This window comes from Streptomyces sp. NPDC002520 (genome assembly GCF_053595235.1).
Map to the genome: position 1 here is coordinate 32,005 of NZ_JBSFXG010000027.1, position 15,380 is coordinate 47,384.

Consider the following 15,380-nt stretch of genomic DNA (forward strand, 5'->3'; position numbering starts at 1 on the left):
TGCCCGGACATCCGGGCGCGCTCCCGTCCAGCCACGCCCGCAGGAGAGTCATCCGTGACCCTGGCCATCGACCCGTCCGAGACGTCCGCCCCCGCCCCGGCGCCCCTGTCCGACCTCGTGGCGCGCGACGCGCGCGAGTTCGGCGTGTACGCGCGCACCGGCGGCTGGGCCTTCGCACTGCTGGTGGCCCGCAGCGTGCGGCCGGGCGGGCAGGCGGCGGGTCAGACGCCGAAGGTGTCGGCGAAGGAGTTCGCGGACCTGGCCGGCTGCTCGGCAGAGCGGGTCATGCGCTACTACAAGGCCTGGGACCGGGCGGCCGACGACGGTCTCGTCCCGCTCTTCGAGGCCCTCGAACCCGGCCAGGACGTGGAACTGCCGGACGCCGACGTGTGGCTGGCGTACTACGTCTCCCGCAACAGCGCCACCTCCGAACGGGGCACCGCCATCGCGCAGGCCGCCGAGGCCGAGGGCATCCGGCCCACCAAGGCGCTCGAGGTCGCCGAGAACCCGACCGCGCTGCGCGCCGCGATCCTCGCCGACCCCTCCACCGCCCGGGCGGCCCGCTCCGCCCTGCTGGACCGGGTCAAGGAGGACCCGGACCTCCAGGCCGAGCTGGTGCGGGACGTCGTCCGCACCGACGACCTCAAGAAGGCCGTCGCCAGCGAGAGCCGGGCCGCCGACCGGATCGGCTACGTCCGCCAGATCGCCGAGTCCGGGCAGATCAGGACGCCGGCCGGGCAGACCGTGGACGCGCCCTCCGAGCTGCGCGAGGAGGCCGAGCGGCATCTGTCGCTGATCGACGAGCTGGACGACACCGAGGACTGCGGCGAGTGGGCCACGGAGGCCTACGACACGATGAAGAACCTGGTCGCCGAGACCGTCGAGGCCGACCCCGAACTGCGCGTCCAGGAGCGGCGGACGAAGTTCTACAGCAGCCTTCAGAAGGCGACCCGGGCGTTCGAGGAGCTGACCTTCGACGACGCCCAGGACTTCTACGAGGCCGACATGCTCCAGCGTCTGGAGGAGCTCCAGCAGGCCATCGGCAGCTGCCTGTCCGCACTGCGCGAAGCCCGTGGAGGCGGCCAGGCGCAGGGCTGAGCACCTCACGGGCGGGGGCACCGGTACCCGGGGCCGGGTGAGTAGCCGTACTCATGCCCGGGCCCGCCGCCCGGCGCCACGATGGGGCTCCGTCGACTCCCATGACCAGGAGCCCCGTCATGACCGCAGTGCACCCCGCCCCGCACACCGCTGCGCGCCGCGTGCCTCCCGCCCTGTTCGCGGGCGTGGTGGCCGTGGGCCTGGCCGTCTCGGCGTGGGGTGCGCGCGACCGCACGACCTGGTTCCTGGAGACGTTCTGGGTGCTGATCGGGCTGCCGCTGGTGGTCCTCCTGTGGCGGCGCTTCCCGCTGACCGGGCTGCTGTGCGGGCTGCTGGCCGTGCACGCGCTGGTCCTCGCCGTCGGCGGCCACTACACGTACGCGCAGGTGCCGGCGGGCGACTGGGTGCGCGACACCTTCGGTCTGTCCCGCAATCCCTACGACCGCTTCGGACATCTGATGCAGGGGTTCGTGCCGGCCGCCCTGGTGCGCGAACTGCTCAGCCGTACCTCGCCGCTGCGCGGCAGCCGCTGGCTGGCACCGCTGACCGTGTGCGCGTGTCTCGCCTTCAGCGCCTGCTTCGAGCTGCTGGAGTGGGCCGCCGCCGAGATCGGCGGCCACGGCGCGGACGCCTTCCTCGCCACCCAGGGCGATGTGTGGGACACCCAGTGGGACATGTTCTGCGCCCTGATCGGAGCGGTGCTGTCGCTGCTGCTGCTCAGCCGGGCGCACGACCGCCAACTGGCGAGGCTCGAGGCCCGTGACGCCGGTTACTGAGATTCCGGGCGTGATGTCGCGTACCGCATCGGTTCTGAACTGCGGGTCTCCCTGACCGTTCGGCGACACCACGCAAAGATCATCAGTAGTCGTCCGGCGGGGTGGTGTCGCGGCGGCGTGCCCACAACGGCAGTCCGTACCAGCACACCAGGTACCACAGGACGACGGGTGCGACCAGCCAGAGCGCCCGGAGCCCGTGGGTGGCCACGTGGAGGATCAGGACCAGGGACGAGGCCATGGTGGCGAGCAGCAGGGCCAGGCCGGCGAACGTCATCCGTGCGGCCAGGCGCACCGCGCGGGGTTTGACCCGGCGGCCGGCGACGAGGCGGTGCAGCGAGACCGGGCCGATGAGGGCGCCGGTCGCGCAGGCGCCCAGGACGACGGTGACGACGTAGATGACGCGGTCGGTGTGGGGCAGCCGCGCGTACGTCGGCTGGAACACCACGGTCAGCAGGAAGCCGAAGAGGATCTGCACACCGGTCTGGGCCACCCGGACCTCCTGGATGAGCTCGCCCCACATCCGGTCGGCCCGCTCCTCCTCACTCTCGTCGCGCCCCCGGCGGCTCGGCTCCTGGCTCATGCGGTGCGGTTGACGTGCTTCCTGGCCTGAAGTGCAGGGATTCCGGCCTGGGTCGTCTGACCCTTCCGGGGGCTTCCTGCTTCACCGCGCTGTGCCGGGACTTTCGCCCCGGTCTTACCGGCGCTCCACGAGGCGTTTAGCGTCTCCGCCCGTCCGGCGGCGACGATTCGGCGTCCTTCGAAGAGGACGTTGCGTGCCGCGTTGTGGTCGCGGTCGTGCACGGTGCCGCACGCGCCGCACGTCCATTCCCGGACGTGCAGGGGTTTGGGGCCGTCCCTGAATCCGCAGGACGAGCAGACCTGCGAGGACGGGAAGGCACGATCGACCTTGGCGAAGGTACGGCCGTGCTTGACCGCCTTGTACTGCAGCATGTTCACGAACGCGGACCATCCCGCGTCGTGCACGGACTTGGCGAGCCGGGTGCGGCCGAGGCCGGACACCGCGAGGTCTTCCACGTACACCGCTTGGCTGTCGCGAATGATCTGCGTGGATGCCTTGTGGTGCCAGTCCCGGCGCCGGTCCGCCACCCTGGCGTGCTGGCGCGCGACCTTAATGCGGGCCTTGGCCCGGTTCTTCGACCCCTTCACCTTGCGGGACAGCTCCCGCTGAAGACGCCTGAGTTTCTTCTCCGCCCGGCGCAGGAAGCGCGGACTGTCGATCTTGGTGCCGTCGGACAGGACGGCGAACGCGGACAGGCCGAGATCAATACCGGACTCTGCTTCCACCTCGGGCAGGATGTCCGGCTCGGTGTCCACGACGAAGCTGAGGAAATACCGGCCCGAGCTGTCCTTGGTGACGGTCAGGGACGTGGGCGCTGCCGGAAGCCGGCGAGACCACGTGACCTTGAGGTGGCCGACCTTGGCCACGTACACCGTGCCGTCACCCTGGAGGGAGAAAGCGTTGGTGTTGAGGCGGATCGACTGCCGGGTGTCCTTCTTCGACTTGTAGCGGGGAGGGCCGATCTTGCGGCCCTGCCGCTTGCCCTTGACCGAGTCGAAGAAGTTCTTGTAGGCGGTGTCCAGGTCCCGCAGAGACTGCTGCAGGACGACCGCCGACACGTCGGCGAGCCAGGCCCGTTCCTCGGTGCGCTTGGCCTGGGTGATGCGAAGCCGGGACAACTCGGCCGACTTCACATAGGGCAGTCCGGCCGCGTGCGCTTCCTTGCGGTCGCGCAGGCAGTCGTTCCACACCACGCGGGCACACCCGAACGCACTCGCCAGCGCACGGCGCTGGACGGCGTCCGGATAGGCCCGGAAGTTGTAGCGGAGCTGCACACCCAAGATCCTACGACGATTGGTCTCATGGAGGGGATAACGACTACAGGCGTGGCAGTTGTTTCGGTGATGCATGTGCACTTGGTCTTTGTGACGAAGTACCGGCGCGGGGTGTTCAGCGACGAGATGCTGACGCGCTGCGAAGAGATCATGCGCAAGGTCTGCGAGGATTTCGAAGCGGAGCTGAAAGAGTTCAACGGCGAGCGCGATCATGTCCACCTCCAGGTGCACTACCCGCCCAAGGTCGCCGTCTCCAAGCTGGTCAACAGTCTCAAGGGCGTCTCCGCCCGCCGGATACGGCAGGAGTTCACTGGCCGGATCAACCGCGCCATCATGCACGGGCACCTGCGGTCGCCCTCGTATTTCGCCGCATCCTGTGGCGGAGCACCGTTGGCGATCGTCCGCCAGTACATCGAGCAGCAAAAACGACCGCTCTAAAGTGCACGTCAGAGCAGCCTTGAGATGCATTCATCCCCGGCGTGAACGCCGAGGCTTTCTGCAAGAATCCCGGTAACCGCCGGGCCGTCCGCCGAAACAGCCTGCGGGCCGGCCGCTACCAGCGGTGCTCGACCTGGTCCCTGATCCGGCGGTCGTACAGGGCGCGGATCGCGGTGACGCTCTCCTCGGGCAGCGGGGGCAGTTTGCCGGCGGCCGCGTCGGCGCGTGCCTGCTCCGGGTTGCGGGCGCCGGGGATGACGGTGGTCACGCCGGGCTGCTCGATGATCCAGCGCAGCGCCAGCTGGGCCGGGGTCCACCCTTCGGGGGCGAGCGCGGCGAACTCGGCGGCCGCCTCGACGCCGCGCGCGTAGTCGACGCCGGAGAACGTCTCGCCCTGGTCGAAGGCCTCGCCGTGCCGGTTGTAGGTGCGGTGGTCGTCGGCCGCGAAGACCGTGTCCTTGGTGTACCGGCCGGACAGCAGACCGGAGGCGAGCGGTACGCGCGCGATGATGCCGACGCCCGCTTCCCGGGCGGCCGGGAGCACCTCGTACAGAGGCTTCATCCGGAACGGGTTGAGGATGATCTGCACGCTCGCCACGTTCGGCCGGGCGATCGCGGTGAGCGCCTCCGCGCAGGTCTCCACGCTCACGCCGTACGCCGCGATCCGTTCCTCCGCCACCAGGGTGTCGAGCGCGTCGTACACCGCGTCGGACGAGTAGACGGGGGTGGGCGGGCAGTGCAGCTGGACCAGGTCGAGCCGGTCGACGCCGAGGTTGCGGCGCGAACGGTCGTTCCAGGCCCGGAAGTTGTCCAGGACGTAGCTCTCGGGGAGCTGCTCGGCCCGGCGGCCCATCTTGGTGGCCACGAGCACGTGCAGGTCGGGCCGGCTGCTCAGGAACGTGCCGATGATCTCCTCGCTGCGCCCGTCGCCGTACACGTCGGCCGTGTCGAAGAAGGTGACCCCCGCCTCGGCCGCCGTCTCCAGGACGGACAGGGCCTCCTTGTCGTCCACCTCGCCCCAGTCGGCGCCCAGCTGCCAGGTGCCGAGCCCGACGACCGATGCCCGCTGCCCCGACCTGCCCATCACCCGTTCGTCCATGGCGTCAGTCTGACACCGGCACCTGCTTGCGCGAGGTACGTCACCACGACGGGCACGCTGCCCGAATTCACCCGGACGAGTGACATAGGTCGGCTGAACGAGGGGAGCCGTCAAGCGCTGCCCAGCGTGAACCCGTGACCGATCACCACGCGTACGGCTTCCCTCGTTCCAAGGCTGGTCCGGCGCCGATCAGCCGCGGCGGCCTCCTGCGCACCGCCGCCGCCCTGGCCGCCGTGCCGGTGCTGATCGCGCCCGGCGATCCCGCGCGGGGCGATGCGGCACGAGCCGTCAGGGGCGCGTCATCCGCAGGACGTCCAGGGCCTGGTCGAGCTGTTCCTCGGTCAGTTCGCCGCGCTCCACGTATCCGCGCTCCAGGACGACCTGACGGATCGTCTTGCGATCGGCCAGCGCCTGCTTGGCCACCTTCGCGGCCTCCTCGTAGCCGATGTACCGGTTGAGCGGGGTGACGACGGAGGGCGAGGACTCGGCGTACTCGCGCAGCCGCTCGGCGTTGGCGGTGATGCCGTCGACGGTGCGCTCGGCGAGTACGACGGCGACGTTGGACAGCAGCCGGATCGACTCCAGCACGTTGCGGGCGATCACCGGGAGCATCACGTTGAGCTCGAAGTTGCCCGCCGCTCCGGCCCAGGCCACGGTGGCGTCGTTGCCGACGACCTGCGCGGCGACCATCACCGTGGCCTCGGGGAGGACCGGGTTGACCTTGCCCGGCATGATCGACGAACCGGGCTGCAGATCCGGCAGGTTGATCTCGGCAAGTCCGGTGCGCGGTCCGGAGCCCATCCAGCGCAGGTCGTTGGCGATCTTGGTGAAGCCGACCGCGATGGTCCGCAGCTGACCGCTCAGTTCCACCAGCCCGTCGCGCGCGCCCTGGGCCTCGAAGTGGTTGCGGGCTTCGGTCAGCGGCAGCCCGGTGGCGCGTGCGACCTCGGCGATCACGGCTGCGGAGAACCCGGCCGGCGTGTTGATGCCGGTGCCCACCGCCGTGCCGCCCAGCGGCAGTTCGGCCACGCGGGGCAGGACCGCCTCCAGCCGCTCGACGCCGTAGCGGACCTGAGCGGCGTACCCGCCGAACTCCTGGCCGAGCGTGACCGGGGTGGCGTCCATCAGGTGAGTACGGCCGGACTTGACCGTGGTCGCGAACTCCTGCGCCTTGCCCTCGAGCGCCTGCGCCAGCCGGCCCAGGGCCGGGACGAGGTCGTGGACCACCGCGGACGTGGCGGCGATGTGGATCGAGGAGGGGAAGACGTCGTTGGACGACTGGCTGGCGTTGACGTGGTCGTTGGGATGCACCGGCCGGCCGAGCCGTTCGGTGGCGAGCGTGGCGATGACCTCATTGGTGTTCATGTTCGAGGACGTGCCGGAGCCGGTCTGGAAGACGTCGACCGGGAAGTGCTCGTCCCAGCGGCCGGCCGCGACCTCACCCGCGGCGTCGGCGATGGCCTCGGCCGTGTCCGCGTCCAGCACGCCCAGCTCCGCGTTGACCTTCGCCGCCGCGGCCTTGATCCGGGCCAGCGCCTCGATGTGCGCGTGCTCCAGCCGCTGGCCGGAGATCGGGAAGTTCTCCACCGCCCGCTGGGTCTGCGCCCGCCACTTGGCGTCTGCGGGGACGCGGACCTCCCCCATCGAGTCGTGCTCGATCCGGAACTGCTGCTCGGTCTGGTCCTCCATGGGGGCCACCTCCGTCGATATCGGTGATGCCTCAGCAGCTTCGCAGGACCGGAAACCATATGTCCAATGCCTGATTGACGGCCGAGAAATGCGCTCAGGTAATGAAACCGCTCGGTACTGCAACGCTCGTCACAGTCCCACGAGGGATCCCTCGCCATGAGACCGCAAAACACGCAGGTGTCAGATCACACATGCCTCTGCTTCATTGATTACCGTGATTCCAGGCATTGGACGTATGTGAGCCGGTGATCGACCCTTGCTGACATCACGGATTCCCCCGGAGCGACAAGGAGTCGATCATGACCACCCGATGGAATGAGACCCAGGGGCGCATCGAGACGACCGCGCGGGGGCGTGCCGTGCTCTCCCAGCCGCGCCTCAACCGTGGCACCGCCTTCACCCACGAGGAGCGGCGGGCCCTGGGTCTGGTGGGTCTGGTGCCCCCGGCGGTGCTGCCGCTGGAACAGCAGGCGGAGCGGGCGTACGAGCAGTACGCGGCGCAGCCGACCGATCTGGCCAAGAACGTCAACCTCATGGCGCTGCACGACCGCAACCAGGTGCTCTTCTACCGCCTGCTGGGCGACCACCTCGACGAGATGCTGCCCATCGTCTACACCCCGACGGTCGGCACGGCGATCGAGCGTTACAGCTTCGAGTACCGGCGGCCGTCCGGCGTGTACCTCTCGGTGGACTCCCCCGAGGAGATCGAGGGCGCGCTGAAGGCCTCGGGCCTCGGCCCGGACGACGTGGACCTGATCGTCGCCACGGACGGCGAGGCGATCCTCGGGATCGGCGACTGGGGCGTGGGCGGCATCGACATCTCGGTCGGCAAGCTCGCCGTCTACACCGCGGCGGGCGGCGTGGACCCGAACCGCACGCTGGCGGTGATGCTGGACGTCGGCACCAACCGCGAGGAACTGCTGACCGACCCGCTCTACCTCGGCAACCGGCACCCGCGCGTCGACGTGGAGACGTACGACGCCTTCATCGACGCCTACGTCACCACCGCCCGCCGGCTCTTCCCTAACGCCCTGCTGCACTGGGAGGACTTCGGCGCGGCCAACGCCCGTCGCATCCTGGATCGTTACCGCGACCAGGAGTTCACCTTCAACGACGACGTCCAGGGCACCGGAGCCGTCAACCTCGCCGCCGTACTCAGTGGCGTCAGGGCGAGCGGCGTGCCGCTGCGCGACCACCGCGTCGTGATCTTCGGCGCGGGAACCGCCGGTATCGGCGTCGCCGACCAGTTGCGCGACGCCATGGTCGCCGACGGGCTGAGCCCCGAGGAGGCCACCGCCCGCATCCACGGTGTCGACCGGTACGGCCTGCTCACCGAGGGGCAGGACGGCCTGCGCGACTTCCAGGTCCGCTACGCCCGCCCGGCCGCCGAGGTCGCCGACTGGCGGCGCGACGAGAAGGTGGGCGGGATCCCGCTGGCCGAGGTCGTCGCCCGGGTGCGCCCCACCGTGCTGATCGGCACCTCCGGCCAGGGCGGCGCCTTCACCGAGGACATCGTCCGTACGATGGCCGGCGCGGTCGAACGCCCGATCATCCTGCCGATGTCCAACCCGACCCGACTGGCCGAGGCCGTCCCCGCGGACGTGCTGGCCTGGACGGACGGCCGTGCGCTGATCGCGACCGGAAGCCCCTTCAAGCCGGTCGCGTACGAGGGTGTCGAGTACAAGATCGGGCAGGCCAACAACGCGCTGATCTTCCCGGGCCTGGGGCTGGGCGCGATCGTCGCCCGCGCCGACCGGGTCACCGACCGCATGCTGTCCGCTGCCGCGCACGCCGTCGCCGGCCGGACCGACGCCTCCGCTCCGGGCGCCCCGATCCTGCCGCTCACCGACGAGCTGCGGGAGACGTCGGCCGCGGTCGCCGTCGCCGTGGCCCGCGCCGCGGCCGCCGACGGGGTCGCCCGCGCGAGCGTCGACGACTCCGTGGAGGACCGTGTCCGGGCCGCCATGTGGCAGCCGGTCTACCGGCCGGTCACGGCCGTCTGACGCCACCTCACGTCCCGCGGATCCTCCCGGCGGTCGCCCCGGCAGGCCGGCCGCCGCCGGGTCGCCCTCGGCCGCCGCCCCACGCTCGGCCGTCCCCGGGGACGCGTCACGCCCGGTCGACCCCTCCGCCCGGCGCGCCCGCCGCCCGTCAGTCATGCACACAGGACCTGAATACGCTCCGTCCGATGCGGTGGGAGAATGAGGCCATGGATCTCCAGGTACTGCGGTCCTTCCAGGCCGTGGCCGAGGGCAGGACGGTGACCGAGGCCGCGGCGGACGCCCACATCACCCAACCCGCCCTCTCCCGGGCCCTGCACCGGCTCGAGAGCGAGGTCGGCGCGGAACTCCTCCAGCGCGTCGGCCGTGTCCTCCGACTCACCCCGGCCGGACGGGTGTTCAAGGAATACGTCGACGCCGTGCTCGACAGCTACGACCGGGGCCGGCGGGCGGTGGCCGAAGTCGTCGACCCGGACGCGGGCGTGGTCTCGCTGGCCTTCCTGCACACCCTGGGCACCTGGCTCGTGCCGAAGCTCGTCACCGGTTTCGGGCACGACTTCCCCGGCGCCCGGTTCGAACTGCACCAGGCGGACGAGAACGGCCTCGCCCAGCACCTCCTCGACTCCTCCGCGGACCTGATCATCACCAGCAAGGACCCCGCCCATCCGCTGATCACCTGGCGGCGGCTGCTGGTCGAACCCCTCTGGCTCGCCGTCCCCGCCCGTCACCGGCTCGCCCAGCGCCGGCGCGTGCGTCTGGCCGAGGTGGCCGAGGACCAGTTCATCGTGCTCAAGCCGGGCTACGGCCTGCGCAGCATCACCGAGACCCTGTGCCGCCAGGCGGGATTCAGCCCGCTCGTCGCGTTCGAGGGCGAGGAGGTGGAGACGCTGCGCGGCCTGGTCGCGGCCGGACTCGGCGTGTCCCTGATCCCGGTCTCGCCGGGCGCCGCGACCGCTCCGGAGACCAACCCGGACCTCCCCATCCGCTATCTCGAGGTCACCGATGTCCACGGCGCCCGCGACATCGGCATCGCCTGGCTGGCCTCCCGCACCCTGCCTCCGGCGCCTGGGCGGTTCATCGACCACGCGGTGCGCACGACGGCCGAGCCGGAAGAGGCGGACGGAACACGGGCCTGAGGCACCGCCCCCGGGTTCCTGCCGACCGGCCCCGGGCCCGGACGGTGAATCAGGCGCCGGGCGACAACAGCTCCTGTACGAGGGGTCCGTAGCGCGCGGTGATGGTGTCGACGTCGGACCCGCGCAGGTGCGGACCGCGCGCGATGCCGTACATGACGCCGAGGCCGACGAGGGCCGCGACGGCGAGTTCGGCGCGCAGGCCCGCGTCGGGGCCGGTGAGGCGGGCGGCGAGGCGTTCGGTCACCTGGGCGCGGAAGTTGGCGCGCAGGACGTCGCCGTGGTCGCCGTGCAGCGGCGCGAAGGCGATGCGCAGCAGCGGGTCGGCGCCGCGTTCGCGCTGGCCGGTGAGGACATGGCGGATCATGTGCCGGCCGAGACCGGCCAGGGGCGCGTCGAGCAGTTCGTCCGCGTCGGTGTCGAAGGACATCACGCGGGCGAACAGGGCGTCCTTGTTGCCGAAGTACTTCAGGACCAACGGCGGGCTGACACCGGCCCGTTCGGCGACCGCCTTGAGCGTGATGTCGGCCTGGGCCTGCCGGGCCAGCAGGTAGCGGGCGGCCTTGAGGATGGCCGCCTTGGTGGCCTCGGCGTCACGGCGGGCCGGGGCGGGAGCGGCTCCGGGCCCGGAGGTGGCCTGCGGCTGCGCGGCGGGGATGTCGCCGGGCGAGGGCGTGACGGGCGGCTGCGCGGAGCCGGTGGCGCCTGGCGGCGGCGTGGCCGCTCGGGGGCCGGGAGGGGTGCTCGCCTCGCTCATGCTCCCTCCATCGCGTCGTCGCGGGCGTCGCGGGTCGCGCCCCGGGCACGCCGAGTGTCGTCGGACGAGGTGTCGCCGGGGATGGACAGGGCCGCGGCGCAGGCGGCGAGGGCGACGGCGCAGGCCATCGCGAAGGCCAGCAGGTACCCGTGCAGGGTGGGTACGGGTGTGCCGCCGAAGAGGCCGCTGTGGTGCACGAGGACGGCGGCGACGGCCGCGCTGGAGGTGGCCTGGCCGATGGTCCGCATCAGGACGTTGACGCCGTTGGCGGAGGCGGTCTGGCCGGCCGGGACCGCGCGCAGGATCAGGGTCGGCAGTGCCGAGTAGGCGAGGGTGGTGCCGGTCGCCACCACCGTCGCCCCGAGGATGATCATCCACAGGTCGCGGCTGTCGGCGATGCGCACCGCGTAGCCGCAGGCGATGACCGCGGCGCCCAGGGCGAGGGTGACGCGCGGGCCGCGCGCGGCCGAGATGCGTGCGGACACGGGCGAGAGGAGCAGCATGGTGACGCCGCCCGGCAGCAGACACAGCCCGGTGGCGACGATCGACAGCCCGAGCCCGTAACCGGTGGCCTTCGGGGCCTGCACCAGCTGGGCGGTCACGAGGGAGTTGGCGTAGAACGCGAACCCGGTGAGCAGCGCGGCCACATGGGACAGTCCCACCCGTGGCCGGGCGACCAGCCGCAGGTCGACCAGCGGCCGCTCGGCACGCAACTGCTGCCACCACCACAGCGCGAGGACGACGAGGGCCGCGAGGAACAGCCCGAGGACGCGGGGACCGGCCCAGCCCCACTGGCCGCCCTGGGAGACGCCGAGCAGCAGACACACCAGTCCGGCCGCCAGGCCCAGCGCGCCCAGGACGTCGAAGCGGCCCGGTTCCCGTACGGGCGACTCCCTGACGGCCCACCAGGTCGCCGCCACCCCCAGCGCGCCGAGGGCACTGGTCAGCCAGAACATCGTGTGCCAGTCGGCGTACTGCACGACGAGCGCGGCGAGCGGCAGGCCGAGGGCGGCGCCGATGCCCACGGTGGAGCTCATCAGCGCCACCGCCGATCCGCGGCGCTCCGGCGGGAGTTCGTCCCGCAGGATGCTGATGGACAGCGGGACGACGGCCGCGGCGGCTCCCTGGAGCGCGCGGGCCGCGATGAGCACGCGGATGTCGGAGGTCAGCGCGCACAGCACCGAGCCGAGGGTCATCAGGGCGAGCGCGGCGGTGAGCACCCGGCGCTTGCCGTACATGTCACCGGCCCGGCCGAGCACGGGAGTGAGCACGGCGCCGGAGAGCAGCGTCGCGGTGACCATCCAGGAGACGGTGCCGGCCGACGCACCGGTGAGCCGGGGCAGGTCGGGCAGCAGGGGAACGACCACCGTCTGCATGACGGCCATGAGGATCCCGCCCGACGCCAGCACCGGAATGGTGAGGCGGTCCCGCAGCCGGGGCTCCGGGGTGGGAGTGCCGGCCGGCTCGGGTCTCGGGGCGGAGGGGTCCATCGGCACTCCTGCGGACGTCTGGGAGACGAGGTGAATAGCAATTCACCCTATCCAGTGAATAGCCTTTCACCCAAGCGGAGCGTCCGCATCCCGGCACGGCGAGTGAGGTGAGTGAGACGCGCGACGGCAACGCCGTAGAGGTACGGCGGGCGCCACGAACCCCGGAAGGATCGGCGCCGGCCGGTCACCGCCCCGATCGCGGCGCCGGCCACGCCGTGTTCGCCGGCCGTGTCAGGCTTCGGCGGTCCGGCACTCCGGGTGGCCCCAGCCCTGTGCGTTCTTGGCGATGGACTCGCCGGCCGCGTAGGAGCGGCCGCACAGGCAGCGGCCGGGGAACTTGGCCTTGATGGTGCGGGAGGACGTGCTGCCGCCGGTGCGGCTGGGCGCCTTCTTGCGTGGCGCCTTGGCCGCCGGGGTGTCGGGCGACGGCGGGGGCTCGGGGGAGCCCAGCGCGCTGCCGGCCGCCTCCTGGACCGAGGCGGCCTGGCTGGCGGCGCGGTCGGCGAAGTCGTTCAGCGGGTCGCCGTCGACCTGGTGGGCGGGGACGTAGCGGAACTCGACGGACCGGCCGTCCAGCAGTTCGTCGATGCGGACGACCAGGTCCTGGTTGGCGACCGGCTTGCCGGCCGACGTCTTCCAGCCGTTGCGCTTCCAGCCGGGCAGCCAGGTGGTGACGGCCTTCATCGCGTACTGGGAGTCCATCCGGATCTCCAGCGGCACGTCGGCGTCGACGGACGCCAACAGCCGCTCCAGGGCGGTCAGTTCCGCGACGTTGTTGGTGGCCCGGCCGAGCGGGCCCGACTCCCAGCGGGCCGGGGTCCGTTCGTCGTCCGAGACCACCCATGCCCATCCGGCCGGTCCGGGGTTTCCCTTCGAAGCCCCGTCGCACGCGGCCACCACACGTTCACCCATGAGCATGATGATGCCATGGCCGCGCCGGCGGTCCGTCCGGCCGGGTCAGACGTCCTTGACCTCGGGCATCGCACCCTCGGCGGCTGTGGCGTCGATCACCGAGAAGTTCGCTCCCTGCGGGTCGGTGAGCGCCGCGAACCGGCCGAAGGCGGTGGTGATCGGCCCGAAGCGCAGCACGGCGCCGCGCTCGGTGGCCCGCGCGACGGCCGCGTCGCAGTCGTCGACCGTGAAGTACACGTTGACGTAGGACGGCACCTCGGGCGGGAAGTCGTCGGTCATCTTCATCCGGCCGAGGACGGTGTTCTCACCGACGTCGAACAGCCGGAAGTCGACGGCGTCGTCGACGACGTCCTTCATCCGGTACGGGAAGACGGCGGAGAGGAAGGGGTCCGCCTTCTCCGGCTCCCGGGTGAAGACCTCGGCCCAGATGTAGGCCCCGGGGGTCCCTGTGGCCTCGAAACCCTCGTGCCTGCCCGCCTGCCACACACCGAACACGGCGCCGCTGGGCTCACGGGCCAGGCACATCGTGCCGAAGTCGCCGACCTGCATCGGCTCCATCAGCACCTCGCCACCGTTGTCCCGGATCCGCTGCGCGGTCGCGGCCGCGTCCGGCGAGGCGAAGTACAGGCACCACTGCGACTGCCCCTCCTGGCCGGGCATCGGCGGTACCACGGCGGCGACCGCCTTGCCGTCCGCGTAGGCCTGTGTGTAGTTGCCGTACTCCGACGACGACTCGCCGAAGGTCCAGCCGAGAACGTCGCCGTAGAAGCTCTTGGCGCCCTCGAGGTCGCTGAACATCGCGTCGGCCCAGCAGGGCGTTCCTTCAGGTGGTACGGCCATGGTCGCGGCCCTCTCCGGTGAGACGGATCCTCCGGAACCTCACGCTATCCACCCCTCGGTCGGCCCGCGCGCCGAACGGGTGAGCCTGCCCGACACTGGACGAAGGGGACGGACGAAACGAACGAAACGAAAGAGGACAGCGGCCTTCGGTGGAACGGGGCGCGGTGATGTCGGAGTCGACGGCGGCGGCAGTGACGATGCGGGCCTGGTCGGTGCACCGGCCCGGGCCGGTGACGGAGGATCCCCTCCGGCTGGTCGAACGGCCGGTCCCGGTGCCCGGGGACGACGAGCTCCTGGTCCATGTGCGCGCCTGTGGAGTGTGCCGCACCGACCTGCACGTCACCGAGGGGGACCTGCCCGCGCACCGGCCCGGGGTGACCCCCGGGCACGAGGTGGTGGGCGTGGTCGCCGCGAGGGGGTCCGGCGCCCGGGACTTCGCCGTGGGCGACCGGGTCGGGGTTGCCTGGCTGCGGCACACCGACGGCACCTGCGCGTACTGCCTGCGGGGCGCCGAGAACCTGTGCCCGCGGTCCGCGTACACGGGCTGGGACGCCGACGGCGGATACGCGCAGTACACGACCGTACCGGCCGGCTTCGCCTACCGGCTGCCGGGCGCGGTGGACGACGTGACGCTGGCGCCGCTGCTGTGCGCCGGGATCATCGGCTACCGCGCGCTGCGCCGCGCCTCGCTGCCGCCGGGCGGGCGGCTCGGGCTGTACGGGTTCGGGGGCAGCGCCCACCTGTGCGCGCAGGTGGCGCTCGCCGAGGGCGCCACGGTGCACGTCCTGACGCGCGGCGCGGCCGCCCGGCGGCTGGCCCTGGAGCTGGGCGCGGCCTCGGCGCGCGACGCCTACGACATGCCGCCGGAGCCCCTGGACAGCGCGATCCTCTTCGCCCCGGTCGGCGATCTGGTCCCGGTCGCACTGCGGGCGCTCGACCGCGGCGGGGTGCTGTCCGTGGCGGGCATCCACCTGAGCGACGTACCGCCGCTGCGCTACGAGACCGAGCTGTTCTACGAGAAGGAGCTGCGCAGCGTCACCTCCAACACCCGCGAGGACGGGCGCGCGTTCCTGGAGAAGGCCGCGCTGCACGGGGTGCGCGCGCGGACGCACACGTATCCGCTGTCGCAGGCCCCCCAGGCCCTGAAGGACCTCGAGGCCGGCCGCTTCGACGGTGCGGCCGTGCTGGTGAACGACTTCTCCTGAGCCCAAACGCACCGTTGTCACCGAGTGCGGAAGCGGAGTCCCGGCGCGTGTTGTGCGGCTCCGCGCCGAACGCCTCGGACGGCAGGTTT

Annotated in this window: 14 protein-coding genes; 6 read left to right on the top strand and 8 right to left on the bottom strand. The window is 71.7% G+C overall.

All coding sequences use genetic code 11. From position 1 onward, the window contains the following. Positions 1–54: 54 nt before the first annotated feature. Positions 55–1,098: a hypothetical protein gene (locus ACWD5D_RS30605; protein WP_451376011.1), complete on the top strand. Its 1,044-nt coding sequence runs from the start codon at positions 55–57 to the stop codon at positions 1,096–1,098. A 119-nt stretch (positions 1,099–1,217) separates the two neighbouring features. Then, the gene (locus ACWD5D_RS30610) at positions 1,218–1,874 is read left to right on the top strand and encodes a DUF2238 domain-containing protein (protein ID WP_451376012.1); all 657 of its coding nucleotides are present in this window, start codon (positions 1,218–1,220) and stop codon (positions 1,872–1,874) included. An 82-nt stretch (positions 1,875–1,956) separates the two neighbouring features. Here ACWD5D_RS30610 and ACWD5D_RS30615 read toward each other — a convergent pair whose 3' ends face one another. Together ACWD5D_RS30615 and ACWD5D_RS30620 are read right to left on the bottom strand one after the other, a co-directional pair. After that, on the bottom strand, positions 1,957–2,454 hold the full coding sequence (locus tag ACWD5D_RS30615) for a DUF6328 family protein (RefSeq protein ID WP_451376013.1): 498 nt from the start codon (positions 2,452–2,454) through the stop codon (positions 1,957–1,959). Next, positions 2,451–3,728 carry an RNA-guided endonuclease InsQ/TnpB family protein gene (locus tag ACWD5D_RS30620; protein WP_451376014.1) on the bottom strand — a complete coding sequence of 426 codons (1,278 nt, stop codon included), beginning with the start codon at positions 3,726–3,728 and terminating at the stop codon, positions 2,451–2,453. Before ACWD5D_RS30620 ends, ACWD5D_RS30615 begins: the two co-directional genes overlap by 4 nt. 27 nt (positions 3,729–3,755) lie before the next feature. Between ACWD5D_RS30620 and tnpA the strand changes: the two genes are divergently transcribed. Next, positions 3,756–4,166 carry an IS200/IS605 family transposase gene (tnpA, locus tag ACWD5D_RS30625; protein WP_451376015.1) on the top strand — a complete coding sequence of 137 codons (411 nt, stop codon included), beginning with the start codon at positions 3,756–3,758 and terminating at the stop codon, positions 4,164–4,166. Positions 4,167–4,281: 115 nt separating this feature from the next. On the opposite strand, the gene ACWD5D_RS30630 is transcribed toward tnpA, so the two are convergent. Continuing rightward, positions 4,282–5,265 carry an aldo/keto reductase gene (locus ACWD5D_RS30630; protein ID WP_451376016.1) on the bottom strand — a complete coding sequence of 328 codons (984 nt, stop codon included), beginning with the start codon at positions 5,263–5,265 and terminating at the stop codon, positions 4,282–4,284. A 288-nt stretch (positions 5,266–5,553) separates the two neighbouring features. Beyond that, entirely contained in the window at positions 5,554–6,954 is a 1,401-nt protein-coding gene (locus ACWD5D_RS30635) for a class II fumarate hydratase (RefSeq protein WP_451376017.1), read from the bottom strand. A gap of 299 nt (positions 6,955–7,253) precedes the next feature. Here ACWD5D_RS30635 and ACWD5D_RS30640 point away from each other — a divergent pair, with 299 nt between their 5' ends. Both ACWD5D_RS30640 and ACWD5D_RS30645 read left to right on the top strand, forming a co-directional pair. Further along, positions 7,254–8,957: an NAD-dependent malic enzyme gene (locus ACWD5D_RS30640; protein WP_451376018.1), complete on the top strand. Its 1,704-nt coding sequence runs from the start codon at positions 7,254–7,256 to the stop codon at positions 8,955–8,957. Positions 8,958–9,142: 185 nt separating this feature from the next. Beyond that, entirely contained in the window at positions 9,143–10,090 is a 948-nt protein-coding gene (locus ACWD5D_RS30645; RefSeq protein ID WP_451376019.1) for a LysR family transcriptional regulator, read from the top strand. 49 nt (positions 10,091–10,139) lie between these two features. On the opposite strand, the gene ACWD5D_RS30650 is transcribed toward ACWD5D_RS30645, so the two are convergent. The 4 genes from ACWD5D_RS30650 to ACWD5D_RS30665 form a co-directional block, all read right to left on the bottom strand. Continuing rightward, positions 10,140–10,844, bottom strand: a complete 705-nt coding sequence (locus ACWD5D_RS30650; protein WP_451376020.1) for a TetR/AcrR family transcriptional regulator — start codon at positions 10,842–10,844, stop codon at positions 10,140–10,142. Then, positions 10,841–12,334, bottom strand: a complete 1,494-nt coding sequence (locus ACWD5D_RS30655; protein WP_451376021.1) for an MFS transporter — start codon at positions 12,332–12,334, stop codon at positions 10,841–10,843. The genes ACWD5D_RS30650 and ACWD5D_RS30655 overlap by 4 nt, the downstream gene beginning before the upstream one ends. A 231-nt stretch (positions 12,335–12,565) precedes the next feature. Beyond that, on the bottom strand, positions 12,566–13,246 hold the full coding sequence (locus ACWD5D_RS30660) for a ribonuclease H family protein (protein ID WP_451376022.1): 681 nt from the start codon (positions 13,244–13,246) through the stop codon (positions 12,566–12,568). Positions 13,247–13,291: 45 nt separating this feature from the next. Further along, on the bottom strand, positions 13,292–14,086 hold the full coding sequence (locus ACWD5D_RS30665) for a VOC family protein (RefSeq protein ID WP_451376023.1): 795 nt from the start codon (positions 14,084–14,086) through the stop codon (positions 13,292–13,294). Between the two features lie 197 nt (positions 14,087–14,283). On the opposite strand from ACWD5D_RS30665, the gene ACWD5D_RS30670 reads away from it, so the two are divergent. Then, on the top strand, positions 14,284–15,291 hold the full coding sequence (locus tag ACWD5D_RS30670; RefSeq protein WP_451376095.1) for a zinc-binding alcohol dehydrogenase family protein: 1,008 nt from the start codon (positions 14,284–14,286) through the stop codon (positions 15,289–15,291). The last annotated feature ends 89 nt before the right edge of the window (positions 15,292–15,380 follow it).